28 protein-coding genes, 1 tRNA gene and 1 pseudogene are annotated in these 24,866 nt (G+C 68.1%); 16 read left to right on the top strand and 14 right to left on the bottom strand.

The window, feature by feature from the left end:
• Positions 1-5 precede the first annotated feature (5 nt).
• On the top strand, positions 6-1,286 hold the full coding sequence (gene lysA / locus AC07R7_RS10445) for a diaminopimelate decarboxylase (RefSeq protein ID WP_492887925.1): 1,281 nt from the start codon (positions 6-8) through the stop codon (positions 1,284-1,286).
• A gap of 110 nt (positions 1,287-1,396) precedes the next feature.
• Entirely contained in the window at positions 1,397-2,995 is a 1,599-nt protein-coding gene (locus AC07R7_RS10440) for a methyl-accepting chemotaxis protein (protein ID WP_494635231.1), read from the top strand.
• Between the two features lie 6 nt (positions 2,996-3,001).
• On the opposite strand, the gene AC07R7_RS10435 is transcribed toward AC07R7_RS10440, so the two are convergent.
• Entirely contained in the window at positions 3,002-3,586 is a 585-nt protein-coding gene (locus AC07R7_RS10435; protein WP_494635095.1) for a phosphoribosyltransferase, read from the bottom strand.
• Complete coding sequence (locus AC07R7_RS10430) at positions 3,525-4,490, bottom strand: MJ0042-type zinc finger domain-containing protein (protein WP_494635094.1); 966 nt, start codon at positions 4,488-4,490, stop codon at positions 3,525-3,527. Before AC07R7_RS10430 ends, AC07R7_RS10435 begins: the two co-directional genes overlap by 62 nt.
• A 58-nt stretch (positions 4,491-4,548) precedes the next feature.
• Between AC07R7_RS10430 and ftsE the strand changes: the two genes are divergently transcribed.
• Genes ftsE through AC07R7_RS10410 form a run of 4 tightly spaced genes read left to right on the top strand, consistent with a single transcriptional unit; the run spans position 4,549 to position 7,478 of the window.
• Positions 4,549-5,256, top strand: coding sequence for a cell division ATP-binding protein FtsE (gene ftsE, locus AC07R7_RS10425; RefSeq protein WP_494635093.1), 708 nt, complete (start codon positions 4,549-4,551; stop codon positions 5,254-5,256).
• Positions 5,253-6,146: a cell division protein FtsX gene (locus AC07R7_RS10420; RefSeq protein ID WP_494635092.1), complete on the top strand. Its 894-nt coding sequence runs from the start codon at positions 5,253-5,255 to the stop codon at positions 6,144-6,146. Before ftsE ends, AC07R7_RS10420 begins: the two co-directional genes overlap by 4 nt.
• Before the next feature lie 13 nt (positions 6,147-6,159).
• The gene (locus AC07R7_RS10415; protein ID WP_492840010.1) at positions 6,160-6,777 is read left to right on the top strand and encodes a YdcF family protein; all 618 of its coding nucleotides are present in this window, start codon (positions 6,160-6,162) and stop codon (positions 6,775-6,777) included.
• On the top strand, positions 6,774-7,478 hold the full coding sequence (locus AC07R7_RS10410; protein ID WP_492887921.1) for a lysophospholipid acyltransferase family protein: 705 nt from the start codon (positions 6,774-6,776) through the stop codon (positions 7,476-7,478). Before AC07R7_RS10415 ends, AC07R7_RS10410 begins: the two co-directional genes overlap by 4 nt.
• 11 nt (positions 7,479-7,489) lie before the next feature.
• Here the strand turns inward: AC07R7_RS10410 and AC07R7_RS10405 are convergent.
• Positions 7,490-7,583: pseudogene (locus tag AC07R7_RS10405) on the bottom strand (hypothetical protein); the annotation flags it as partial.
• A gap of 14 nt (positions 7,584-7,597) precedes the next feature.
• Complete coding sequence (locus AC07R7_RS10400) at positions 7,598-8,161, bottom strand: gamma-glutamylcyclotransferase (RefSeq protein WP_494635091.1); 564 nt, start codon at positions 8,159-8,161, stop codon at positions 7,598-7,600.
• Between the two features lie 29 nt (positions 8,162-8,190).
• Between AC07R7_RS10400 and AC07R7_RS10395 the strand changes: the two genes are divergently transcribed.
• From AC07R7_RS10395 to AC07R7_RS10380, 4 genes are all read left to right on the top strand, one after another.
• Positions 8,191-9,213: a DUF2125 domain-containing protein gene (locus tag AC07R7_RS10395; protein WP_494635090.1), complete on the top strand. Its 1,023-nt coding sequence runs from the start codon at positions 8,191-8,193 to the stop codon at positions 9,211-9,213.
• 114 nt (positions 9,214-9,327) lie between these two features.
• Positions 9,328-10,128, top strand: coding sequence for a chorismate mutase (locus tag AC07R7_RS10390; protein ID WP_494635089.1), 801 nt, complete (start codon positions 9,328-9,330; stop codon positions 10,126-10,128).
• A 29-nt stretch (positions 10,129-10,157) separates the two neighbouring features.
• Complete coding sequence (gene hisC, locus AC07R7_RS10385) at positions 10,158-11,279, top strand: histidinol-phosphate transaminase (RefSeq protein WP_494635088.1); 1,122 nt, start codon at positions 10,158-10,160, stop codon at positions 11,277-11,279.
• On the top strand, positions 11,280-12,218 hold the full coding sequence (locus tag AC07R7_RS10380) for a prephenate/arogenate dehydrogenase family protein (RefSeq protein WP_494635087.1): 939 nt from the start codon (positions 11,280-11,282) through the stop codon (positions 12,216-12,218). It abuts the gene before it with no gap.
• 18 nt (positions 12,219-12,236) lie between these two features.
• On the opposite strand, the gene AC07R7_RS10375 is transcribed toward AC07R7_RS10380, so the two are convergent.
• On the bottom strand, positions 12,237-13,091 hold the full coding sequence (locus tag AC07R7_RS10375) for a DUF6065 family protein (RefSeq protein ID WP_492840003.1): 855 nt from the start codon (positions 13,089-13,091) through the stop codon (positions 12,237-12,239).
• A 252-nt stretch (positions 13,092-13,343) separates the two neighbouring features.
• On the opposite strand from AC07R7_RS10375, the gene AC07R7_RS10370 reads away from it, so the two are divergent.
• Positions 13,344-13,679, top strand: a complete 336-nt coding sequence (locus AC07R7_RS10370; RefSeq protein WP_494635085.1) for an EF-hand domain-containing protein — start codon at positions 13,344-13,346, stop codon at positions 13,677-13,679.
• Positions 13,680-14,020: 341 nt separating this feature from the next.
• Entirely contained in the window at positions 14,021-14,857 is an 837-nt protein-coding gene (locus AC07R7_RS10365) for an alpha/beta fold hydrolase (RefSeq protein WP_494635230.1), read from the top strand.
• A gap of 54 nt (positions 14,858-14,911) precedes the next feature.
• On the opposite strand, the gene AC07R7_RS10360 is transcribed toward AC07R7_RS10365, so the two are convergent.
• The gene (locus AC07R7_RS10360) at positions 14,912-15,556 is read right to left on the bottom strand and encodes a winged helix-turn-helix domain-containing protein (protein ID WP_494635084.1); all 645 of its coding nucleotides are present in this window, start codon (positions 15,554-15,556) and stop codon (positions 14,912-14,914) included.
• Positions 15,557-15,703: 147 nt separating this feature from the next.
• Between AC07R7_RS10360 and AC07R7_RS10355 the strand changes: the two genes are divergently transcribed.
• Positions 15,704-15,778 (top strand) — tRNA-Gly (locus AC07R7_RS10355).
• A 12-nt stretch (positions 15,779-15,790) separates the two neighbouring features.
• On the opposite strand, the gene AC07R7_RS10350 is transcribed toward AC07R7_RS10355, so the two are convergent.
• The 6 genes from AC07R7_RS10350 to AC07R7_RS10325 all read right to left on the bottom strand — a co-directional run bounded on the left by AC07R7_RS10350 (position 15,791) and on the right by AC07R7_RS10325 (position 20,289).
• A complete protein-coding gene (locus AC07R7_RS10350) occupies positions 15,791-16,669 on the bottom strand; it encodes a TraB/GumN family protein (RefSeq protein WP_494635083.1) in 879 nt (292 codons plus the stop codon).
• A 47-nt stretch (positions 16,670-16,716) separates the two neighbouring features.
• The gene (locus AC07R7_RS10345) at positions 16,717-17,613 is read right to left on the bottom strand and encodes an alpha/beta fold hydrolase (protein WP_494635082.1); all 897 of its coding nucleotides are present in this window, start codon (positions 17,611-17,613) and stop codon (positions 16,717-16,719) included.
• A gap of 106 nt (positions 17,614-17,719) precedes the next feature.
• Positions 17,720-17,914, bottom strand: coding sequence for a helix-turn-helix transcriptional regulator (locus tag AC07R7_RS10340; protein ID WP_099576561.1), 195 nt, complete (start codon positions 17,912-17,914; stop codon positions 17,720-17,722).
• Positions 17,911-18,495 carry a hypothetical protein gene (locus AC07R7_RS10335; RefSeq protein ID WP_494635081.1) on the bottom strand — a complete coding sequence of 195 codons (585 nt, stop codon included), beginning with the start codon at positions 18,493-18,495 and terminating at the stop codon, positions 17,911-17,913. The genes AC07R7_RS10340 and AC07R7_RS10335 overlap by 4 nt, the downstream gene beginning before the upstream one ends.
• Before the next feature lie 128 nt (positions 18,496-18,623).
• A complete protein-coding gene (locus AC07R7_RS10330; RefSeq protein WP_494635080.1) occupies positions 18,624-18,926 on the bottom strand; it encodes a hypothetical protein in 303 nt (100 codons plus the stop codon).
• 334 nt (positions 18,927-19,260) lie between these two features.
• The gene (locus tag AC07R7_RS10325; protein ID WP_492839996.1) at positions 19,261-20,289 is read right to left on the bottom strand and encodes a 2'-deoxycytidine 5'-triphosphate deaminase; all 1,029 of its coding nucleotides are present in this window, start codon (positions 20,287-20,289) and stop codon (positions 19,261-19,263) included.
• Positions 20,290-20,468: 179 nt separating this feature from the next.
• Between AC07R7_RS10325 and metZ the strand changes: the two genes are divergently transcribed.
• The 3 genes from metZ to AC07R7_RS10310 all read left to right on the top strand — a co-directional run bounded on the left by metZ (position 20,469) and on the right by AC07R7_RS10310 (position 22,890).
• Positions 20,469-21,653: an O-succinylhomoserine sulfhydrylase gene (gene metZ / locus AC07R7_RS10320; RefSeq protein ID WP_492887909.1), complete on the top strand. Its 1,185-nt coding sequence runs from the start codon at positions 20,469-20,471 to the stop codon at positions 21,651-21,653.
• Positions 21,634-22,098: a Co2+/Mg2+ efflux facilitator ApaG/CorD gene (gene apaG, locus AC07R7_RS10315; RefSeq protein WP_125158662.1), complete on the top strand. Its 465-nt coding sequence runs from the start codon at positions 21,634-21,636 to the stop codon at positions 22,096-22,098. The genes metZ and apaG overlap by 20 nt, the downstream gene beginning before the upstream one ends.
• A gap of 138 nt (positions 22,099-22,236) precedes the next feature.
• Positions 22,237-22,890 (top strand): RhiA family protein, encoded by a 654-nt coding sequence (locus AC07R7_RS10310; RefSeq protein WP_492887908.1) that lies wholly within the window; start codon positions 22,237-22,239, stop codon positions 22,888-22,890.
• 18 nt (positions 22,891-22,908) lie between these two features.
• On the opposite strand, the gene AC07R7_RS10305 is transcribed toward AC07R7_RS10310, so the two are convergent.
• Positions 22,909-23,820 (bottom strand): Hsp33 family molecular chaperone, encoded by a 912-nt coding sequence (locus AC07R7_RS10305; RefSeq protein WP_492839993.1) that lies wholly within the window; start codon positions 23,818-23,820, stop codon positions 22,909-22,911.
• A 56-nt stretch (positions 23,821-23,876) separates the two neighbouring features.
• Entirely contained in the window at positions 23,877-24,812 is a 936-nt protein-coding gene (argF, locus tag AC07R7_RS10300; RefSeq protein ID WP_494635079.1) for an ornithine carbamoyltransferase, read from the bottom strand.
• Between the last annotated feature and the right edge of the window lie 54 nt (positions 24,813-24,866).

The raw sequence follows: 24,866 nt of genomic DNA, 5'->3' as shown, positions 1-24,866 counted from the left end.
TTCCGTTGAACCACTTCGAGTACGGCCCCGAGGGCCTGGCCTGTGAAGGCGTGCCCCTGGCCAGGATCGCGGCCGAGGTCGGCACGCCCGTCTATGTCTACAGCCGCGCCACGCTGGAGCGGCACTTCACCGTGTTCCGCGACGCCCTGATCGCCGGCGGCGTGGTCGACCCGCTGGTCGCCTACGCCGTGAAGGCCAATTCCAACGTCGCGGTGCTGAAGGTTCTGGGCGATCTGGGCGCCGGGGCCGATACGGTCTCGGAGGGCGAGGTCCGCCGCGCTCTGGCCGCCGGCATCCCGGCCGAGCGCATCGTCTTCTCCGGCGTCGGCAAGACCCGTCGCGAGATCGCGTTCGCTCTCAAGGTCGGCGTCGCCGAGATCAACGTCGAATCCGAGCCGGAGATGAACCTGATCGCTCAGGTCGCGGCCGAGCTGGGCGTCCGCGCCAAGATCGCCTTCCGGGTCAATCCCGACGTCGCGGCCGGCGGTCACGCCAAGATCGCCACCGGCAAGTCCGAGAACAAGTTCGGCGTCTCGTTCGCCGAGGCGGCGCGCCTCTACGCCAACGCCAGCAACAACGCCAATCTCGAGCCCATCGGCGTGGCCTGCCACATCGGCAGCCAGATCACCGACCTGACGCCCATGCGCGCGGCCTTCGCCAAGATGCGGGGCCTGGTCGAACAACTGCTGGGTGAAGGCCTGTCGGTCGAGCGCCTGGACCTGGGCGGCGGCCTGGGCGTGCCATATTTCAACAGCCCCGCGCCGCCCTCGCCGGCGGAGTTCGGCGCGATGGTCGGCGAGGTCACCAAGGGCCTTCCCGTCAAGCTGGCCTTCGAACCCGGCCGGGTCATCGCCGCCAACGCCGGCGTGCTGGTCTCGGAGGTGATCCATGTCCACGAGCGTCCGGAAGGCCGCAAGTTCCTGGTCATCGACGCGGCCATGAACGACCTGATCCGTCCGGCCATGTACGACGCCTTCCATGACATTCGGCCGGTGATCAAGCGCGCCAAGGACCAGCAAGGGACCGAGACGGTCTATGACGTGGTCGGCCCGATCTGCGAGACGGGCGACACCTTCACCCGCGATCGCGCCCTGCCGCCGTTCGGCGCGGGGGATCTGGTGGCCTTCATGTCGGCCGGCGCCTATGGCTCGGCCATGGCCAGCGAGTACAACACCCGGCCGCTGGTCCCTGAGGTTCTGGTCGATGGCGACCGCTACGCGGTGATCCGCAAGCGCCCGACCTATGAGGAAATGCTGGCGCGCGACCTCATCCCGGACTGGGTCTAGGTAGTCTTACGGAAGCCTCAAAAAATAGCCCTACCGCCACAAGGGATTAACCATCGGCGCCGTAACAGTGGTCCAGTCTCGGGGAACAGTGGAGCTCGGCGGTGGGCAACCTGATTGAATTCGACAGTATCGAAGCTCAACGGAAGCTCGGCGGTTATCTGGTGCTGGCCTGTATTGGGGCGCTGGTGCTGATCACCCCGGCCGCCGCGATGATGACGGGTCGCCCGGTCCCGCCGCTGGCTGGCGGCTCGGTGCTGCTGGCGGCCCTGGCCTGGGGCGGCTGGGCGATCTGGCGCGACAACGCCGCTCAGCGAATCTCGACCGCGTTGACCTTGATGGGCCAGGTCAGCCTGTTCATCGCCGCTTTTTCCGGCCATCCCCTTCAAGCCGACGCCCGCATGGCCTACCTCGCCGCCCTGGCCCTGCTCGTCGCCTATGGCGACTGGCGCGCCGTCGCCGTGGGCGCGGCCACCGTGGTGGGGATCGAGCTGTCCATGGCCGCGATCGCTCCACACGTCCTCATGAGCGGCGAGGTCACGCCCCTGCGCCTGGCCTTCGACGCCGGCGTCACCCTCGCCACCTCCTGGTCGCTGATCTGGCTGACCGCCGGCGTGTCGCGGCTGTTCGTCACCGTCACCGCTCGTACCGACAAGGCGCTGGACGCGGCTTCGCGCGCCGACGCCGCCAACGCCGAGGCCGAGGCCCAGCGCAACGCTCGTGATATGGCCAATGCCGAACAGGCTCGCCAGAAGGCCGCGCTGGAAGCCGAGCAGACCCAGGTCGTCGAGGAACTGGCCACGGCGCTGGGTCACCTGTCGCGCGGCAACCTGACCTGGCGGCTGGAACACGCCTTCGCCGCCCGCTACGAGCCGCTCCGCGCCGACTATAACGACGCTCTGTCGCGCCTGCAGGCCGCCATGCGCGAGATCGCCGGCAACGCCGCCAGCATGACCGCCGGCGTCGCGGACATGTCGCGCGCCTCCGACGAACTGGCCCGTCGCACCGAGCACCAGGCCGCCAGCCTGGTTCAGACCACGGCCGCCCTGGGCGAGATCACCGTCGCGGTCAGCAGCACCGCCGACAGCGCCAGCCAGGCCAACGCCGCGGCGGCCTCGGCCCGCCAGGAAGCCGAAAGCTCGGATCCCGTGGTCAGCGAGGCCGTCGAGGCCATGACCCTGATCGAAACCTCGTCCGGCCAGATCGGCAAGATCATCGGCGTGATCGACGAGATCGCCTTCCAGACCAACCTCCTGGCGCTGAACGCCGGCGTCGAGGCCGCGCGCGCGGGCGAGGCCGGGCGCGGTTTCGCGGTCGTGGCCCAGGAAGTTCGAGCCCTGGCCCAACGCTCGGCGAGCGCGGCCAAGGAGATCAAGGACCTGATCAACGTCTCGGGCCAACAGGTCAGCGCCGGCGTCGAGCGCGTGGGCCGCACCCGCGAGGCGCTGCAGCGGATCATCGCCCGCGTCGCCGAGATCGACGCTCAGGTCAAGGCCATCGCCGCCTCCGCCCACGATCAGGCCCTGGGCCTGGGCGAGGTCAACGCGACGATGGGCGAGATGGACCGGGTCGTGCAGCAGAACGCGGCCATGGTCGAGGAGACCACCGCCGCCGCCCATGCGCTGCACAACGAGACGCAGGAACTGGCCAAACGGGTCGACCTGTTCGAGATCGACAAAAAGCCGGCGGCGCGCCCGCAGCGCGCGGCCTAAGGGCCTCTAGTCCAGAGCGCCGATGTACGGCAGGCCGCGGCTCTTGCCCTCGTCGTCGAGGCCGTAGCCGACCAGGTAGCGCGCGGGCGCTTCCCAGGCGACGAAGTCGGGCTCCATGCCGCGATCCTTGGGCCAGGGCTTGCGGGCGAAGACGGCGGTCAGCACTTCGCTGGCCCCGGCGTCCTTGACCAGACGGGCGGCTTCCGACAGCGACAGGCCCGTGTCGAACACATCGTCGACCACCAGGGCGCGGCGGCCGACCAGCGGGCGTTGCAGGTCGGCGCGGACCTCGCAGCGGCCCGTGCTCTTGCGCTCGTCGTGATAGGAGGCCAGCCACAGGGCGTCGAACCGCACGTCGCGGCCGGCCTTGTAGAGGGCGCGTGTGAGGTCGGCGGCGAACCAGAGGCCGCCGGTCAGCAAGCAGATCACGACGGTGTCGTTGTCGATGCGCGGCGCGATGGCTTCCGCCAGCTTCCGAACCCGCTCGGCGATCTCGGCTTCCGAGATCAGGACTTCGGGCTGTTTGGTGTCATTCATGGTGGGCGGGTTCATGAGAGTCTGCTGGGGGAGGAGTTTCGTCCCCGCTCTCATGTACTGGGGGTTCCTGTCCAGCCGCTTCGTGTTCGACGGGGGCGTCTTGAGCGCCGCGCAGGTCCAATTGAGGCTCGCCGCCGTGGCCTTCGGGCTTGTGGAGCGCCGCCTTCACCGCCTTGGCCGCGCCGGCTTCGGTCGCGAAACCGATCTGCAGATCCTTGGCCGTCCGCGGCGGGTTCATAAAGGTGATCGAGAAGTGGCGCACCTCGCCCGGGGGGATCTTGGCGTCGACGGCGGCGGCCAACTGGCCGGCCACGCGCTTTTCCTGCTTGTTCAGCAGCTCGACCCGCAGTGGCGGGGCCAGCACTTCATGTTCGGTGATATTGCGGATCGAGCCGGTGATGGTCACGGCCGCGTGGCCATCCAGCATCACGGGCTGGGCCTTGATGCTGCCGCGGTCAATCACCAGGCCGATGGTGTTCACCGGCAGGCCAACGGCGGCGTAGGCGCCGGCCGAGCCCGGCAGGATCTTGACCACGTCGATGCGGAAGATCAGGGCGGCGACCACGACCACCGCCATGGCGGCGGCCATGCCGGCCCAGATGACGCCGGTGGTGGTGGCTTCGCGCAGGCGACGCTCGGCGTCGGCGCGAGCTCGGAAGACCTTGGGAAGCTCCTCGCCCGGCAAGGCGCTGACCGGCGGTTCCTCGGCGTCGGCCCCCGCGCCCTCGGCCACGTTTTCAGCGGTCTGCTCGGCGCCCTCGGCCTGGCTGGCCAGCGTCGGCGCTTCGGGTTCGTCGAAGAGGTCGTCAGCGGTTTCGTTGCGCGCGTTCCAGCGATGGCCGCACGAAGCGCAACGCACGACGCGACCAGCCGCGCCGACCTTGGAGTCGTCGACGAAATAGCGGCTGGCGCACTCCGGACAGGTCAGTATCATGGCCGCGAATCGAACGCTCCCCACATACCTTAAGGGGGTCGCTGATTTTAACCCTGATGTCCAGAAACCCAAGTGACGCGCCTTGCGGATCGACACAGAACAGGGCGATGACGCCCTTCCGGTGGTCCGGTTCGATGGCGTCTCGATGCGTTACGGCCGCGCGCCGGAAACCCTGAGGGATATCAGCTTTTCCTTAGGGCCAGGCTCGTTCCATTTCCTGACCGGCGCGTCGGGCGCGGGCAAGAGCTCCCTCCTCAAGCTGATCTATCTGGCGCACCGTGCGTCACGGGGTCGCGTCGAGCTTTTCGGGCGCGATGTCAGCCTCACCCATACCTCGGACCTGCCATTCCTGCGTCGCCGGATCGGGGTGGTGTTCCAGGAATTCCGGCTGCTGGAGCACCTGTCGGTATTCGACAACGCCGCCCTGCCCCTGCGTATCCTCAAGCGCAAGCCGGCCACCTACCGCGAGGATGTCGCCGAACTGCTGACCTGGGTGGGACTTGGTGAACGCATGCATGCGCTTCCCGCCACCCTGTCCGGCGGCGAGAAGCAGCGCCTGGCCATCGCCCGCGCGGTCGTCGATCGCCCCGACGTCCTGCTGGCCGACGAGCCGACCGGCAATGTCGACCCGGCCATGTCGCTGCGCCTGTTGCGCCTGTTCGTCGAGCTGAACCGCCTGGGCACCACGGTGCTGATCGCCACCCACGACGAGGATCTGGTGGCCCGCGCCGGCCGCCCGACCCTGCACCTCGAACACGGTCGCCTGGTCGACGTGGGAGGTCAGTCATGAGCGAGTTCTTCCAAGTCGCCCGCTGGAAGCCAGGCCCGCTGCTGCCGCCGCGCGACGCCCGTGACGGGGCCTTGGTGTTCGTGGTGGCGGTGCTGTGCTTCCTGGCCTGCCTGACCGCTTTCGCCGCCCTGGCCGCTAACCGCGCCGCCCACGGCTGGACCTCGCAACTGGTCAACTCCGCCACCGTGGTGGTCCGGGCCCGCGCCAACGAGACGCCCGACAGCGCCGCGGCCCGCGCCGCCGAGACCCTGGCCGGGGTCAGGGGCGTGGCCGAGGCCCAGGCCCTGCCGCGCGAAAAAGCCGAGGCCCTGCTCGCGCCCTGGATCGGCAAGGAGGCCCTGGTCGACGACCTGCCGACCCCGCGCCTCGTCACCCTCGAGCTCGATCCCAAGGCCCCGCCGACCGCCCAGGTGCTGGACAAGGCCCTGCGCTCGGCCGGCATCGACGCCACGGTCGACGACCACAGCCGCTGGATCGCCGACATCGAGCGCGCCGCCGACCTGGCCCGCCTGGCGGCCCTGGGCGTCTTCGCCCTGATCGCCGCCGCCACGGCCGCCGTCATCGCCTTCGCCACCCGCGCGGGCCTGGCCGCCCGCCGCGACGTGATCGAGGTGCTGCACTTCTCCGGGGCCGAGCAGGGCTTCATCGCCAGCCTGTTCCAGAACCGTTTCGCGACCATGGGCGCGCTGGCGGGCTTGCTGGGCGGAGCGGGCGCGGCCATCATCGGCGTCGTTGCGCGCTACTTCGGCGGCGGCGCGGGGGTTGCGCCGGTCCTGCCCTTGGCCTGGATCGATCTGGTCGCCGCCCTGCCCGCTCCGGTGGTCGCGGCCCTGATCGCCGGGCTCTCGGCCCGCCTGGCGGCGTCGCGCATCGTGGGGGAGATGCCGTGAAGACCCAAACGTCATGAAGACGCTCGCCGCGCTGCTGATCGCGCTGATGATCTGGGGCCTGGGCCTGCTGGCCTTCACCGGCCGGGTGGACCAGTCGACCCCCGCCAAGGAGCCGCCGGTCGCCGACGGCGTCGTGGCCCTGACCGGCGCCTCGACCCTACGCCTGGAAGCCGCCACCAAGTTGCTGGAGGAGGGCAAGGGCCAGCGTCTGCTGATCTCCGGCGTCAACCGCGAAGCCACCCGAGCCGATGTCCAGACGGTGACCAAGGCGGTCAAGCCGATCTATGACTGCTGTGTGGACTTAGGCTTCGCCGCCGCCAACACCGTCGGCAACGCCCGCGAGACGGCCGAGTGGGCCAAGTCCAAGGGCTATAAGAGCCTGATCGTGGTCACGGCCGACTATCACATGCCGCGCTCGATGCTGGAGCTGCGGGCCGCCATGCCGAACGTCGAGCTCTATGCCTATCCGGTCAAGACCGATCTCAACGCCCATCGCTGGTGGAAGACCAGCATCAGCGCCCGGCGGATGATCGTGGAATACTGCAAGTACCTGGCGATCCTGGGCCGTGAAGCGTTTCTAGGCCTGGGACCGAAAGAAAAGGCCGCCCCGGCCGCGAAGGAAGCGTCTTGATCTATCTGCGTTCGTTCCTCTTCCAGCTGTTCTTCTGGCTGTGGTCCATCGTCTGGGCCGTGGGCATGATCGTGACCTATCCGCTGCCCCGGCAGGCCAACACCTGGTCGCTGAAGACCTGGGCCAAGGGCCTGATCTGGAGCCTGCGCTGGCTGGCCGATGTCAGGGTCGAGGTACGCGGTCAGCGTCCGACGGACGCGGCCCTGGTCGCGGCCAAGCACCAGTCGATGTTCGACGTCTTCAGCCAGTTCGCCCTGCTGCCCGACGCCTGCTTCGTGATGAAGAAGGAACTCCTGATGGTGCCGCTGTTCGGCTGGCACGGGATGAAGGCGGGCATGATCGTGGTCGACCGCGCCGGCCATTCGACGGCGTTGAAGAAGCTGGTCCGCGACTCCGTCGAGCGCATGACGGAAAGCCGCCAGATCGTGATCTTCCCAGAAGGCACCCGCGGCCTCCCCGGCCAGCCCGGCGAGTACAAGCCTGGCATCGCCGCGCTCTATCGCGAACTGGAGATGCCGGTCACGCCGCTTGCCCTGAACTGCGGCAGCCACTGGAACAAGGGCTTCGTCGTCAAGCCGGGCACGATCGTCTTCGACTACCTCGAGCCGATCCCCGCCGGCCTGAAGCGCGGCGAATTCATGCGCGAGCTGCAAACCCGGATCGACACCGCGACCAAGGCGTTGGAGGACAGCGGAATTTAACCGCCGCGCTCCCGCCCTCGTCCTTCGACAAGCTCAGGATGAGGGCTATTGTCGATGGCGGTTCCAGTAGAAATCCTCATCCTGAGCCTGTCGAAGGACGAGGATTTCGGTCCACGACTCTAGCGGACCGGCTCGATCGCCTCGACCATCTTCAGCAGCTTCTCCATCGTACCGTCGCGCACCCCATCCTCGCGCAGGTGCAGGACGAGGTCGGAGAGGTAGTCGATGTTGCGGCCCGACAGGCCCTTGGCGCCCGCGATCAGCTGGGCCTGCTGCTCCAGGGTCAAGGCTCCGGCCCACTGGGCGTGCTTCATGTCCGACAGGAAGACCAGCGCCGGCGTCTTCTCGCCCCCCTCTGACCCGTTGTCGATCTTCACGTCGCGCCAGGTCTCGAAATAGGTCTCGGTCGGCTGCTCGCGTTCGCGCAGATAGGCGTAGACCGCTTCCCATTCGCCAGCCGCCACCCGGTAGGCCATGCCGCGCACCGCCCCGCCGGGAGCCAGGCCCAGCACAAGGCCCGGCCGCTCGTAGGTGCCGCGATGGTGGACGGAATAGATGCAGAAGGCCCGCCGGCGACCGTGGAGCACGGCCGTTCTTCGGTCTATGAACGGGAACCCGGGCCGCCACATGAGCGATCCGTATCCGAACACCCAGCGATCTTCGCCGTCGCCTGCCAAACCCATTCCCGATCCCGACTGGACGCGCCCTATACATGACCCATACCGACGCCCGCCCGTCCCGCAAAGCCCCCCAGAAGGCTCGGCGCAGCCGTCTGTTCACGCCTTTCATTCTCGCCGCCATCATCGCGGGCGGCTGGAGCTATGGCTGGTTCTGGCTGCGTGGTCAGGCCGAGCAGCGGATGGACGCCCAGTCGGCCGACCTGAAGTCGCGCGGCTATGACCTATCGTGGAGCGCCCGCACCTTCTCGGGTTTCCCGTTCCGCATGAACGTCGACCTGACCAACGCCCGCATGGCCGAGCCGACCGGCTGGGCCGTCCGCGCGCCGGTGCTGAAAGGCGAGGCCGAGATCTATGACCTGACCCACTGGGTGCTGGTCGCGCCGCAAGGCGTCGTCCTGACCCGTCCCGAGGCCGGCGACGTGACCATCACCGGCCAGGCCCTGCGCGCCAGCATCTCGCATGTCACCGAGTATCCGCCGCGCATCTCGGTCGAGGGCGCCAAGCTGACCTTCGTCCCCGCCCCGGGGACCAAGCCGTTCCAGCTGGTCTCGGCCCACAACATGCAGCTGCACACCCGCGGCGGTCCCGACGACCAGGGCGCGATCTTCTTCAAGGCCGACGGCGCCAAGACCGCCTTTACCGGCCTCCTGGGTCGCATCGCCCAGGACAAGACCGCCTCGATGATCCTGGAGACCCGCCTGTCGCACGTCTCGTACCTGCGCGGCCGCAACTGGGAGGCGGCCGTCAAGCGCTGGAGCGCGGCCGGCGGCCAGATCAGCGTTCAACAGAGCCAGCTGCTGGCCGGCGACGCGGAAGGCAAGGCCAAGTCCGGCGTGCTGTCGGTCGACGCCGATGGCGCGGTGACCGGGTCACTGAGCGTGGCGCTCAAGGAACGCGCCACCCCCGGCCAGCCGATCAAGACGCCGGAACAGGCTCTGGCCGCCGTCGCCCAAGCCGCCGGCCAGGAGCCGGTCATCGAGGCGGACCTTAGGTTCCAGAACGGCCGCACCTTCCTCGGCGTGATCGATACGGGCCCCGCACCGAAGGTGTACTGAACCCGAATGATGGATCACTGATCGCTGAGCGCGCAATTTTCTTCCCCAACAGGGCTGGCTATTGCGTGTTCGGCGGCAAAGACTATGGTCCGCCCTCCAATTTCGGGGAAGAACATGGGCAGCGACGCGACGGACGCCACACCGTCTCTCGAAGAGGTCCGATGGCGACTGGACGCCATCGACGGTGAATTGTTGAAGCTGCTCGACGAGCGCGCCGGTCTGGCCAGCGCCGTCGCGGCCGCCAAGCGCGCCTCCGGCGACACGGGCTTTGGCCTGCGCCCCGGCCGCGAGGCCCAGATCGTCCGCAAGCTTCTGGACGCGCCCCGCACCGGCGCCTCCAACGCCCTGGTCATCCGCATCTGGCGCGAGATCATGGCCGATAACCTGGCGCGCCAGGGTCCCTATCAGCTGGCCGTGTTCGGCGGCCGCGAACCGGCCCGCGCCGTCGAGCTGACCCGCCTGCGGTTCGGGACCGCCCCGCGCCTGTCGATTGTTCCCACCGCCCAGGACGCCCTGGCCGTGGCCCGCGCCCCGTGGGGCGTCGCCGTCATGCCGTTGGCGTCCGACACGCCTTGGTGGGGCCGCCTGCTGGCCGAGCCGAAGCTGAAGGTGTTCGCCGCCCTGCCCTGCCTGGCCACCTGGGGACCGCAAGCCGCCCTGGCCGTGGCCGAGGTCGAGGTCGAGCCCACCGGCCACGACCAGACCTTCTGGGTCACCGACTCCGCCAGGACCACGACCGCCATCGTCGACGCGCTCAGCCAGGACGGCGTCGCCGCCGAGCAGGTCGCCGAGGCCGGCGGCCTGAAGCTGTTCTCGCTTTCGGGCTTCTTCCAGGCCGACGACGAGCGCCTGGCCCGCGCGCCGGGTCAACTGACCGGCGTCATCGGGGCTGCGCCCGAACAGTTCGACGTGTAAGAGACGCCCGTCTCTAGACTGAGTATCCGATGACCGCCGTCCCCACCGATCGCTTCGCCGCGCCCCGTCCCGTTCCCAAGCCCGGGATCATGGACATCCACGCCTATGTCGGCGGCAAGTCGAAGATCGAAGGTGTCGCCCATCCGGTGAAGCTGTCGAGCAACGAGAACATCCTGGGCAGCAGCGACAAGGCCAAGCAGGCCTATCGCGACGCCGTCGACCGGATGCACATCTATCCGGACGGCAAGGCCAATATCCTGCGCGCCGCCGTGGCCGAGCGCTTCAAACTGGAACCCGAGCGCCTGACCTTCGGCGACGGCAGCGACGAGATCTTCGCCCTGCTGTGCCAGGTCTATCTGGAACCCGGCGACAATATCGTCCAGGGCGAGCACGGCTTCGCCGCCTACGCCATCGGGGCCCGCGCCTGCCAGGCGCAGGTGCGGATGGCCAGAGAGATCAACCACCGCATCGACATCGACGAGACGGTCAAGTGCGTCGACGAACGCACGCGTCTGGTGTTCATCGCCAATCCCGCCAACCCGACCGGCACCTGGCTGACCGGCGAGGAGATCCGCGCCCTGCACGCGGCCCTGCCGCCGTCGGTGATCCTGGTGCTGGACGGCGCCTATTCGGAATTCTGCAGCGATCCGCGCTTCGAGGACGGCCTCGACCTGGCCCGGACCGCCGAGAACGTGATCGTCACGCGCACCTTCTCGAAGCTGCACGGCCTGGCCGCCCTGCGCGTGGGCTGGGGCTATGCGCCGACGCACATCATCGAGCCGATCGAGCGCATCCGCCCGCCGTTCAACACCTCGATCCCCGGCCAGGAAGCGGCCGTGGCGGCCCTGTTCGACGACGATTTCCAGGCCCGCTCGCTCGCGCTCGTCGAGCGGTGGCGACCCTGGCTGGCCCAGCAGCTGGGCGGCCTGGGCCTGGAGGTGACGCCGTCGGCGGCGAACTTCGTCCTGGCGACCTTCCCGACCACGCCCGGCAAGACCGCGCTCGAGGCCGAGGCCTTCCTGGCGTCGAAGGGCTATCTGGTCCGCGCGGTGGCCAACTACGGCCTGCCCGACGCCATCCGGATCACCATCGGCCTGGAAGAGCAGAATCGAGCGGTGGTCGACCTGCTGAGCGAGTTCATGGCGCGCTAGATGTCCAGTCCCGATCTCCTCTATCCCAAGCTCACCGTCATCGGCTGCGGCCTGATCGGCGGCTCGGTGATCCGCGCGGCGCGCCAGCACGGCGTCGTCGGTGAAGTCACCGCGGCCGACGCGAGCGAGGCCAACCGCGCCCGCGTCGTCGAACTGGGCATCGCCGAGCATGTCACCGGCGACATCGCCGAGGCGGTGAAGGACGCCGACCTGGTGGTCATCGCCACCCCGGTGCTGTCGATCCCCGGCCTGGCCGCCGAGATCATCCCGGCCATGAAGCCCGGCGCGACCCTGACCGACGTCGGCTCGACCAAGGGCAATGTCGCCGAGGCCTTCCGCGCCCAGGATCTCTCGAAGATCTACGCCATCCCCGGCCACCCGATCGCCGGCACCGAGCAGTCGGGCCCGGATTCAGGCTTCGCCGAACTGTTCGAAGGCCGCTGGACGATCCTGACGCCGCTCGACAGCGATGACGAACATTACGCCGAGGCGGTCGCCAAGCTGTCGGCCTTCTGGCGCGCCTTCGGGGCCCAGGTCGAGCTGATGGACGAGAAGCACCACGACCTCGTTTTGGCCGTGGTGTCCCACCTGCCCCACCTGATCGCCTACACGATCGTCGGCAGCGCGGCGGACCTGGAGAACGTCACCGAGAACGAGGTCATCAAGTACTCGGCCTCGGGTTTCCGCGACTTCACCCGCATCGCCGCCAGCGACCCGACCATGTGGCGCGACATCTTCGTGGCCAACAAGGACGCGGTGCTCGAGATGCTGGGCCGCTTCACCGAGGACCTGCAGGCCATGAGCCGCGCGATCCGCTGGGGCGACGCCGACACCTTGCATACGCATTTCACCCGCACGCGGGCGATCCGGCGCGGCATCGTGGCGGCCGGCCAGGAAAGCGCCCTACCCAACTTCGGCCGGGACCGGGGCAAGCACTAGCCTCCGACCGGCGCCGCGTCAGTCGGGCTTGCGAGCGCCCTTGCGACCGACGGGACAGACCCGCCGCGAGCCCGTCTGCCGGAACTCGGCCAGCCGGATCTTCGACTCATGGTCGGCCGGCCCGGCCTGACCGTCGGGATGCAGACCGCGATAGTAGAGCTTCTGCCACTGGTCCGCCGGGTTTTTGGGTTTGTTGCTCCTGACCCAGTCCTGGAAGGCCGCCCGCGAGCGGCTCCATTCATGATAGGAGTCCAGAAGCTCGGGCAGGTCCTCCATCGGACGCAGCTCCGGCTTCAAGCCATCGACCACGCCGCGCGGCGTGGGGAAGAAGAAGCAGAACGGCTCGTTCTCCTCGAACCGGATCCAGTGATCCGGCCGGGTGAAGCGCCAGTTCATCGTGAAGGTGTAGGGCGACCAGTCGGTCTCGATGACGCCGCCCATCGGCGCGATGCCGTCCTTCATGGCGTTCGGCGGGCCGCCGACCCAAAGGTTCCAGCCCTCCGACGTGCGCATGATGCCTTCGACGTGGAAGGTCAGCGTGCCGCTGCCGAACAGAGAGACCGGGGCGTGCTTGGGGTCCGCGCCCTTGTCCAGCACGATCTCCACCGAATGGGTGCCGACATCGCCCAGCCAGCGGGCGGAGAAGCCGCACGGGCTCAGCATCACCCAGCCGTGGGCGTTGGCGATCGCCAGCGGCAGGCAACGATAGGCGAAGCTTTCGGGCGTGGCGGTCATCCAGTCGCGCTTGGCCGAGGCCGGTTCCACCCGCGGCTTCCAGCCCTCGTGCACGTAGCAGACCAGCTCGGTCTCGGCCGCCCGGACCGGGGCGGTCCGCGAACGCTCCGGAACCGAGCCCTTGAGCCGCTTTTTCATATCTCGCCTCGCAAGCTGGCGGTCCGCCTCACGAATGGCGAAGCCTCGTCGCAAGGTCGGGCCGTCGACGGCGCTTCTCGCCCTCGGATCTGACAGGTTCGGCCTATCGGCCACGCATGACAGTTTCGTGTCGCGTCGAACGCGTTCCGGCCAGGCGCTCGCGGCCCGGTCCGGCCGCAATCTCGAAACATCCTCGCAATATTCGCGGCCGATGACCAAGACAGGGACATCACCCGGAAGGAAACACCCCCCATGCGCCGCACGCTCACCGTAGCGCTCGCCTCGCTCACCGCTCTCGCCGCCGCCGGCGTCGCCATGGCCCAAGAAGGTCCGCCGCGCCAGATGCCGGCCCCCGAGGACATCTTCAAGCGCTGGGACGCCAATGGCGACGGCGTGGTCGACAAGGCCGAATGGGACGCCACGGGTCGCCCGGCCGACCGCTTCGCCATGATCGACGCCAACAACGACGGCAAGCTCACCCTGGACGAACTGAAGGTCGCCTTCGAAAAGATGCGTGCCCGCCGCTCGCAGGAAGGCGGCCCGCCTCCCGGCCCGCCGCCGGAAGGCCACCCGCCGCAAGGCAACTAAGCGCTCCCAATCCAGACGCTTTCGAACGCCGCCCGGTTCGCCCGGGCGGCGTTTTGCATTTCGGGCGCACGCATTGCCCGACAAGCCTCATGAACATTCAAACCGCGTCCAGGCCGTCCAATCCCGCCCCGCCCCTCCGGGCCAATGTCCGCCTCGCAGAACGACGGCGCGCCGCTCCAGGCGGGCGTCTCCACACGAGGGGCAAAGCCATGGACGCCAACGAATCCATCGAAACATCGCGTCGCGGCGTGCTTGCCGGCGGGCTGGCGCTCGGTGCGCTGACCGCCCTCCCCACCCTCGCCAATCCGGCCGTCGCGGCGGCCGCTCCAGGAGCTTCGAACATGAGCAGCGGTTTCATCACCACCAAGGACGGCACGCAGATCTTCTACAAGGACTGGGGCCCCAAGACCGCCCAGCCGATCGTGTTCCACCACGGCTGGCCGCTGAGCGCGGACGACTGGGACAATCAGATGATGTTCTTCCTGGGCCAGGGTTTCCGCGTCATCGCCCATGACCGCCGCGGCCACGGCCGCTCGACCCAGACCGACACCGGCAACGAGATGGACACCTACGCCGCCGACGTCGCGACCCTGACCGACCACCTGGACCTGAAGAACGCCGTCCACGTCGGTCACTCGACCGGCGGCGGCGAGGTGATCCACTACGTCGCCCGCGCCAAGCCGGGCCGCGTCGCCAAGGCCGTGCTGATCGGCGCCGTGCCGCCGATCATGCTGAAGACCCCCGCCAATCCGGGCGGTCTGCCGATCGAGGTGTTCGACGGCTTCCGCGCCGCCCAGATCGCCAACCGCGCCCAGTTCTTCCACGATGTGGCGGCGGGTCCCTTCTATGGCTTCAACCGCCCGGGCGCGAAGGTGTCGCAAGCCACGGTCGAGAACTGGTGGCGCCAGGGCATGATGGGCGGAACCAAGGCCCACTACGACTGCATCAAGGCCTTCTCGGAGACCGACTTCACCGAGGACATGAAGAAGGTCGACGTGCCGGTGTTCCTGATGCACGGCGAGGACGACCAGATCGTCCCGATCGACGACAGCGCCCGCCTGGGCATCAAGCTGCTGAAGAAGGGCACGCTCAAGACCTATCCGGGCTTCCCGCACGGCATGGCCACCACCCATCCCGACGTGATCAACCCCGACATCCTGGCCTTCATCAAGGCCTGATAGGCCGAGGCCGGACGAGGAAGGCGGGCGCTGCAACGCCCGCCTTTTTCACGCCTAGCGCTCGACGAACTCACGCGAGATCGGCGGCGGCTCGCAACCCGGCGACGAAGGCCGTGGCAGAGCCTGGTCGGCCTCGGTGGGTCGGCCCACGCCGCGAATGACCTGAACCTGCCTCAGGCAGCGACCGTCGGCCGTGCGCTGCATGCGGATCTTGCGAATCTCGAAATGGTCGGGCTCTTCCGCCCGGACCCAGGCATAGGCGCCGACCCCGCCCAGGCCGCCGACCATCATCGCCAGAGCCGCGCCGCCGGCCACCCAGGCCGGTCCCAGCGCCCAGCGCGGGGCGGGCGGGCGCAGGCGTTCGGGCGGCTCCTCGAAGATCCAACGATAGCCGAGCCTGGGCACCGTCTCGATGTAGCGCGGCGCGCGGTCATCGTCGCCCAGGACCTGGCGCAGCTTGGACACGGCCTGGCTGAGGGCCCCGTCGGAGCCGTCACCCCGGCCCCACACCGTCTCGATCAGATGGTCGCGCGAAGCGGTCAGGCCCGGCCGCTCGACCAGGGTCAGCAGAAGGTCGAAGACCCTCGGCTCCAGGCTGCTGGCGCCCACGGGGGCCCGCACGCGACGATTTTCGACATCGATCGTCACCTCGCCGAAGACCATCCGGGGCGGCTTAGAGATTTCCGTCAGGACTTCCACGCGCCGATCGACTCCCCATCCGTGTCACCGCGGATAAGGAGACGAACTGTGCGGCGCAATTTGGTCATCTTGACCAGTGCGGAGCCTAGGCCTCGCGAAGGCGCCTTGAGTAGGCGGACGTCCCAGGCTAAACGGGGCGTCCCTTTGGCGGGCGTAGTTCAGAGGTAGAACGCAAGCTTCCCAAGCTTGATGTCGGGGGTTCGATTCCCCCCGCCCGCTCCAAAGTCCCTCCCCCTACTCCACCCGCTCGGCCTTGACGCCCAGCTTGGCCAGCTGGACCTGGACGCTGTCGGGCCCCACCAGGTGCCCCGAGCCGACGGCCACGAAGCTGACACCCTTGCCCGCGAGCTTGGTCTTCAGCTGGCCGGCCCAGTTCTGGTTCCGCTTGGTGATCAGGAGGTCGTAGAGCTCCGGGTACTGGCCCTTCATCTCGGTGACGAATTCGGTCTCCAGCTCGGCGGTGTCGCCGGCGGCCCAGGCGGCGACCATCTTGTCGATCTTGCCGACGCCCTCGTCGGCCTCGTCCAGGGTCGAGCTCAGGAACTCCACCTCGGTCTTGACCGGCAGGTCGGCGAAGAAGCGGATCTGCTGCTCCGGCGTCTCGAAGGCGCCTTCCGGCTTGCCGGCGGCCTTGACCTCGGCGGCCAGGATCGGCTCGACGCCGCTCTTGGGATCGTAGCCGGCCTTGATGACGGGGATCAACGACAGCTGCACCGCCGCCAGCCAGGGCCGCATGGCGTTCAGCAGTTGCGGCGGCACGCCGCCCACCTGGGCCAGGGCCGAGGCCTTCTGGAAGGCGGCCGCGTCGATCTTGCCCGACAGCGGCTGGTTCGGATCCAGGCCGTATTTCATCACCAGCGGCTGCATCACGGCGGGGTCGTCGGCGCCGACGATCTCCAGGGTCAGGTCACCGCTGTCCTTCAGGGCCTTGTCGATCCTGGGCGAGCGCCAGATCGTGCTGGGCTTCAGCACATGGATCGTGCCGAACAGATAGATGGTGGAGTCCGCGTCCTGGATCTTCCACAGCGCCGGCTCGGCCAGGGCGGTCCCAGCGAAACCCAGCGCCAGGACGGAGATCAGACCCGCCGCGACGCGACGAAGATTGAGAAGCATGGGACCCCCGCTGATGCGTCGGCCCCATGCTTGGACTGCGCCGCCCCCTACTTCAAGAAGGTCTCGACCGCGTCGGCGAAGGCCTTGGGCTGGTCGAACATGATGAAGTGGCGGCTGTCGTCGATGCGCTTCAGCGTCACGCCCGGCAGGCCGGCATAGGCGTCGGCATAGATCTTGTCGATCACCGCGGTCGGCGCGCCCATGGCCGGGTCATAGGGATAGAGCAGCGTGGTCGGGGTCTTGATCGCTGGCAGGTCGGTCCGGGCGTCGGTGGTCAGCAGGTCGTACAGGACGCGAGCCACGACCGATTGCGACGAGGCGACCGACCAGGCCAGGGCGGCCTTCTGGCCGTCCGGCGACTTGACCATGCGCGGCAGGGTCATCGCCTGTTGGCTGGCGAAGGCGTCGGCGCTCATGGCGATGGTGGCGTCGCGCATGGCGGCGGCCTGGGGCTTCATGCCTTCGGCCGTGGCGGCCGGCGAGAACAGCGACGAGAAGAAGGGCAGGCTGTCGACGATCAGCAGGCGGCTGACGTCCTCCGGGTGACGGCTGACCAGCAGCAGACCGGCAAAACCGCCCATCGAGTGGCCGATCACGGCCGGCGACTTGAGGTGATTGACCTTGATGTAGGCGTCGACCGCCTCGACCAGGGGCTCGACGACCGGCCCTTCGGCGTTGCCGGCCACCGGAGCGCCGGCGAAGCCCGCGACCTGAACGACGTGGACACGGTGGGTCGGGGCCAGTTGCTTGACGGTCTCGTCCCAGACCGCGCCGGACGAGGCCAGGCCGGGGATCAGGATGACGTCGGGACCCGTGCCCGTGACGGCGACCGTGATGCGGCCGTCGGACGGGGTGGCGGCGTGGGCGCGGCCGAAGACGCCGCAGGCGGCCATGATGGCCATCACCATGACGAAGAAGCGGAAGCGCGGCATGGGCGTGCACATGGTGTGTTCTCCTTGGATAGGGACGTGCGGAAGGCTCCGGCGCTCAGGCGCCGGACGCGGTTGGAAAGAAAAGTCGGTGGGTGGGAGCCGGCTCTGAGGCCTTGGCTCAGAGGTCGTCCTGGAAGATCGCTTCGATCGGCTGCTCGAACAGGCGAGCGATCTTGAAGGCCAGCGGCAGGCTGGGATCGTACTTGCCCGTCTCCAGGGCGTTGATGGTCTGGCGGGAGACCTGAAGCTTCTCGGCGAGGTCCGCCTGGCTCCAGTCGCGTTCAGCGCGGAGGACCTTCAGGCGGTTCTTCATTGGTACCGCCTCCGGATGATGGGCTGGCTGAAGCCCCAGGCCAGGCAGAACAGCGGGAAGACCAGGAACAGGGGCGGATTGGGCACGACCTCGGCATTGGCCAGGAAGCCCCAGACGGTGGAGACCCCCAGGACCGCGCCCAGGCCCCACAGCATGGCCTCGACATGGATCATGCGCTCGAACTCGTCGGGCTCTTCCTTCAGGTAAAGGCCCATCACGACCAGCACGCCCAGGATCGGGATCGCCGGCGCGGCGGCCACGAGCCACAGCAGCGGTCCGGTGAGATGGCCGCCGCGCAGCAGGCTCAGCGAACCGATCAGGATGACGCTGTAGGCCATCATCGCCACGCCCAGGCGGCGGCGATAGCGCTTCATGACCGGGCCGATCCGATTCCCCTTCAAACGCGAGGAGCCGACAAAGATATAGGCCATGTAGACCAGGACCCAGGCCAGGATCGCGACCAGCATCGCCGGTCCCTTAAACGGACGAGCATAGGCCAGCCAGAACGGGACGGCGGCCAAGGCCGCCACGCCGGCGAAGAACAGGAGATATCCAGGCCACCTAGGCTTTGCATCTTCCATGACAAGCAACCCTCTCAATTTGACAAGCATACTTGTCACATCGAGATGCGACCATGTCAAGGAAAGTTGTCATTTTGTCATGCAACCCAATCTAAGAGATTATGGCGCCTGACGTTTTCGGCAGCGCTTCAGGCCGCCTCGCGGTCCAGAAACGGGTCGGCCGGCGCCGCGTTGCGGGTCAGGCCGCGCCAGTGGATGGCCTCCAGGCGCTTGACCGACAGGGCGCGGCCCAGCACGCCAGGGCGCGGACGACTGACCACCTCCCAGCCGTAACGCGAGAAGCGATCACCGAAGTCGGCCCAGCGGATCACCCGCCCCCCGGCGTCCTGGCGCCAGACGGCCTTGTCGCAGCCAGGGATGCGCGCGCACCGCTCCCAGGCCTCGACGCGGCCTTGCAGGATCAGGAACCGATCATGTGCGATGCGGGCCAAGATGGCCTCCGTGGAGATTTAACCGGCCTCGCCACCCAGCGACTCGGTGAGTCGCCGCCGGCGAGGACGAGGGCTAGAATTTGTGTAACCGCACCGACTGTCCACTAGATGTGGTGCGGCGCGTTGCCGCGCGGCGGGGCTGCGACACCCATGTGCAGGCTCCGGACGGCATAGCCGCGCGCCTTCGGAAAGGCGGCAGACCTCGCGCGACAGGCGCTTCCAAACACGACGCACATACTCAAGGCCCGACCAGAACTGGACCTTCAGGTAAGCGGTAGCCTGGTAAGGCGCGAGTGAACACGCCCCGCGACCTAACGCCTCAGCGCGCTGAAGCTCAGCTCCACGCCTTGAAATGCTTGGACAATTTCAGCCCCTGGCGCTGGTAGTGCGAGCCGCCTTCGCCATACAGCCTGACGGGGCGCGCGGTCAGCGGCTCGTAGACCAGCCGCGCCACGGTCTGGCCGTCCTCCAGCAGGAACGGCGTCTCGTGGCTGCGCACTTCCAGCACGCCCTTGGAGCCCGTCGCCAGGGCCTCCTCGGTGCCGAAGCCGGGGTCGAAGAAGCCGGCATAGTGGACGCGGAACTCGCCGACCGAAGGATCGATCGGGGTCATCTCGGCCGCTTCCAGCACGGGGATCTCGATGTTTTCCTTCGAGGCCAGGATGTAGAACTCGCCCGGATCCAGCAGCAGTTCGCCGTGGCGAGCCTCTAGCGGCTCCCAATAGTCGCGCGGGTCGTGGCCGTCCTCGTGGTCCAGGTCGACGACGCCGGCGTGGCGGCGGCCGCGGAAGCCGACCAGGCCGTTCGGGCCCGGCGTCAGGTCCACGCCAACACTCTTGATCGACAGCTTGGCCGGTTCGCCGCGCTTGAGACGCAGTTGGTTCAGCCGCGTGCCGGAGCGCACGAGCACCGAGAAGGTCTGCGGCGCGATCTCCATATAGAGCGGACCGTCATAGCCGGCGTCGACGTCGTCGAAGGCGCGGCTGTGGTCGGTCAGCAGGCGCACGAACACGTCCACGCGACCGGTCGAGCTCTTGGGATTGCCGCGCGCCGAGACATTGCCCGGCAAGGCCAGGCTCTCCTGCAGCTCGGCGATGTAGACGCAGCCCTTCTCCAGCACCGCGCCCTTGGTGAGGTCCAGCTCGTGCATGGCGACGTCCTTCAGACGCTCCACCACCCGGCGGCCCAGGCCCGGCAGGAACGAGGCGCGGACGCGCCAGGCGCGCGCGCCCAGCCGCAGGTCCAGGCTGGCGGGCTGCACCTGGTCGGTGTCGAAAGGCGTGGCCGAGGTGATCGCCTCTTCGACGATCAGGTCCTCGATGGTCTGGCAGGGCAGAATCCCTGCGGCGTGGGCGTCGGTCATCGGCGCGACACTCGCCAAACCGCGACACAAAGGCAAGGCGGGAGAGACGCCAGTTCGCCTGAGACAATGTGATTTTCGCCCGTGACAATTCTCCGCTCGCGGACGGGGCGTTCAGGCTTGACCAAGACCCCCTCGCCGCTCCTTATGCCGGCGGTTTCAAGCGTAGAGAGGCAAGGCCCGTGGCCGAGGATCCAAAAGACTGGGACGTCGCGACGAAGCTCATCCGTGGGGGCATCGCGCGGTCGCAGTTCATGGAAACCGCCGAGGCGCTCTATCTGACGCAGGGCTTCACCTATGACAGCGCCGAGGCCGCCGACCGCCGCTTCTCCGGCGAGGATCCGGGCTTCGTCTATTCGCGGTTCAACAACCCGACCGTGAAGATGTTCGAGGACCGCCTGGCCCTGCTGGAAGGCGCCGAGGTTTGCCGCGCCCAGGCCACCGGCATGGCCTCGATCCACTCGGCCCTGATGGGCCTGGTCCGCGCAGGCGATCACGTGGTGGCCGGCCGCGCCCTGTTCGGCTCGTGCCGCTGGATCGTGTCGGAGTGGCTGCCGCGCTTCGGTGTCGAGACCACCTTCGTCGACGCCACCGACCTGAAGGCATGGGAAGCGGCGATCCGCCCGGGCACCAAGGCCGTGCTGATCGAGACGCCCTCGAACCCGGTCCTGGAAATCACCGACATTCGCGCCGTCTCCGAGATGGCCCACGCGGTCGGCGCCAAGGTCATCGTCGACAACGTCTTCGCCACCCCGATCTTCCAGCAGCCGCTGGAACTGGGCGCCGACGTGGTGGTCTACTCGGCCACCAAGCACATCGACGGCCAGGGCCGCGTGCTGGGCGGGGCCATCCTGACCAGCGAGGCGATCAACGAGGAATTCTACCGCGACAGCCTGCGCCACACCGGCCCGTCGCTGTCGCCGTTCAACGCCTGGGTGATGCTGAAGGGCCTGGAAACCCTGGACCTGCGCGTTCGCCGCCAGGCCGACAGCGCCCTGGCCCTGTCCAACACCATCGCCGAGCACAAGAAGGTGCAGCGGGTGCTCTACCCGTTCCGCGCCGACCATCCCGGCCACAATGTCGCCAAGGCGCAGATGAGCGGCGGCGGCACCGTGATCGCCATGGACCTCGGCTCGCGCGAGGCGGCCTTCAAGTTCCTGAACGCCCTGGAGATCGTCGACATCTCCAACAATCTGGGCGACGCCAAATCGATGGCGACCCACCCGCCGACCACCACCCACCGTTCGGTGCCCGAGGAACTGCGCCCGTCCCTGGGCGTGACCGAGGGCGGCGTGCGCCTGTCCGTGGGCCTGGAAAGCCTGGCCGACCTTCAGCGAGATGTGATCCGTGCGCTCGATCAGGCGTGAAACCTCCCCGCCGATGCAGCGGATGCGCCGCCGTCGCGGCCAGGACGGCGCGGCCTACGAGGCTCGCACGCGCGACATCGTCGTGCGCGTCTTCGCGACCTACGCGGCCGAGGAATCCTCGCCCGATCAGGGCCTGTATCTGTGGTCCTATACGGTCGAGATCGAGAACCACGGGACCGAGACGGTGACCCTGATCTCGCGGCGCTGGTCGATCACCGACGGCTTCAACCGCGTGAACGACGTCGAGGGCTCGGGCGTGGTCGGCGAGCAGCCGGAACTGAAGCCGCGCGAGGCCTTCCGCTACGTCTCCAACTGCCCCCTGCCCACGCCGTCCGGCGCGATGAAGGGCAGCTATCAGATGGTCACCGACCAGGGCGAGGTGTTCGAGGCCGAGATTCCGGAGTTCTCGCTGCACCTGCCCGGCGCGGCGGCGAAGCTGAACTAGGAGCCGTTTCGCGTCGCGCCACAAAAATCATAGATTGCATCCCGGAGCACTTCACGCGTTAATGGAGTGGATTTTTTGGGGGAAGCACGACGCGGCTCGGATACGCGAAGGCGCCTCCACGATCCGGGAGGCTCCGCGATGGCGACCTACACCATCAAGATTTTCAATCAGTCTCAGGTCACGAAGTCGTTCGTGGCGTTCCTGCAGCAACCGACCGTGGTGTCCAGTGGCGGTTCCACGCCAGTCTATACGAACGCCTGGGCGACCTTCGAGAACATCACGAATGGCGCCTGGGATTCGGTGACCTACACCGAAAACACCTATGCCTATTGGGGGCAGCCAGCTGATCGCTTGGACCACGGGACCGTGCTGGACTCCGGAGGCGTCATCGGCGTGGACTCAAGCACGAACGACACGGTCACCTTCACCAACACGGGCGCGACGGGGTTCACCGGCGTGAGCAGTCCCGGTCACGCGCAGAACGGGTCATTCCAGATCGTGACGAGCAGCGACTTCACGCCGATCAGCAACTTCGTCTTCGGCCTAGCTACCGATAACGGCGGCGCGATCCCCTCGCCCGTCGCGACCTTCAACGCCGCGCCGAACGAACGATACAACATCACGCCCGTGGTGAAGTTCTACGTCGCCGACACCGCCTGTACGCCCGGCGAGGTCATCGACATGGACGCGATATCGAACGACTACGCCGCGATCGACTTCACCGGCCGCTCGGAGACGACGGCCACCGTGATCCAGGAACCGAATGGCGCTTACACCGTCGTCTATGAGTGACGACTTCGGGCCCGGCGGTCAGGCCGCCGCCGGCGCGTCCAGCTTGTAGACGCGCGAGCAGTACTCGCAGGTCACGTGGATCTTGCCGTCGGGCTCGACCATGTCGGCGACTTCCTCGGCCGAGAACGAGTCCATCACCACGGCGATGCGCTCGTCCGAGCAGCGGCAGAACGCCCGCATCGGCTTTTCTTCCAGCAGCCGCACGCCGTCCTCGTTGAACAACCGCCACAGCAAGGTCGGGGTCGTGAGGGTCGGGTCGACCAGCTCGTCCTCGCCCGTGGTCTCGAACAGGGCCTGGACGTGGGTCCAGGCGTCCTGGGTGTCGCCGCGGGACTGATCGCCCGCGATCATCTGGATCAGGATGCCGCCGGCGCGCCACTTCGGCCCTTCGCCGGTGTCGACCTGGCCGACGGCCAGGCGCACGCGGGTCGGGGTCTGTTCCGACTGGGCGAAGTACTGCTCGGCGCACAGGGCCAGGGTCTCGCCTTCGATCGGCGTGACACCCTGATAGCGGTCCATGTCCGCGCCCTGGTCCAGGGTCATGATGAACACGCCGCCGCCCAGCAGGGTCTTGGCGCCCGGACGCGTGAAGCCTTCCGAGAGGGCCGCGACCTCCTCCGGGTCGAACCGGCAGTAGCCGCGCAGGCCGCCGCTGGTGTCATAGTCGACCACGACGTAGCGCACGGGGCCGTCGCCCTGGGCCTGGATGATCAGCCGGCCCTCGAACTTCAGGCTGGAGCCGACCAGGGCGGCCAGCGCGCAGGCCTCGCCCAGCAGGTTGGCGACGGGCTCCGGATAGGCGTGGCGGGTCAGCACCTGGTCGACGGCGTCGCCCAGGCGGACCACGCGGCCGCGCACGGGCAGGCCTTCGATCTGGAATGCGGAAACGACGTCGTCGAGGACGCCAGGATTGGAGGCGATGTCGGTCATGGGGAGGCTAGATAGGATGAGGGGGTGACAATTGCGAGGGCGCCGCCCCGACTGCCCTACCCGATCGCTCCGAACACCCACGCCAGCACGGACTTCTGGGCGTGGATGCGGTTCTCCGCCTCGTCCCAGACCAGCGAGCGCGGGCCGTCCAGCACGGCGTCGGTGACTTCCTCGCCCCGGTGGGCCGGCAGGCAATGCAGGAAGACGCCGTCGCCGGCGGCCAGATCCATCAGGGCGTCGTCGACCTGGTAGGGCTCCAGAGCCGCCAGGCGCTCGTCATGGTCGGTGTCGCCCATCGAGACCCAGGTGTCGGCTACGACGACGTCGGCCCCGGCGACGGCCGCCTTGACGTCGGTGGTCATGCTCACCTTGCCCTGCAGGCTCTCGGCGCGGGCCAGGTCGTGCAGGTCGGCGTGATAGACCGCCGGGCAGGCGATCTTCAGCGTAAAGCCCAGCAGCGGCGCGGCGTGGATGAAGCTGGAGCAGACATTGTTGCCGTCGCCGACCCAGGCGATCGTCTTGCCGGCGATCGGGCCGCGATGCTCCTCGATGGTGAGGATATCGGCCATGATCTGGCAGGGGTGGCTCTTGTCGGTCAGGCCGTTGATCACCGGCACGGTGGCGACCTGGGCGAAGCGCTCGACGTCGGCGTGGCTGTTGGCGCGGATCATCACCGCGTCGACCATGCGCGACAGCACCTTGGCGGTGTCCTCGATGGTCTCGCCCCGGCCCAACTGCATATCCGACGAGGTCGAGATGATGGCGCTGCCGCCCAGCTGGCGCATGGCCGCGTCGAACGAGAAGCGGGTGCGGGTCGAGTTCTTCTGGAAGATCATCGACAGCACGCGGTCCTTGGCCGGCGCGTCGGCGTCGACCTTGCCCTGCGGCCAGCCCTTGCGGGCGGCCTTGCGGGCGTGGGCGTCGTCGAGCAGCAGGCGCAGGGTCGCGCCGTCCAGCTTCCACAGGTCGATGAAGTGCCGGGGTTGAGTCATCGGACTATCCCTAATTCCCGTCTCCCCGGCGAACGCCGGGGCCCAGAGTCATCC

The sequence above is a fragment of the Caulobacter sp. GW821-FHT05F04 genome, from assembly GCF_059419665.1.
Note: the sequence above shows the minus strand (reverse complement) of the source record. Positions and strands in the feature narration are given on the sequence as shown.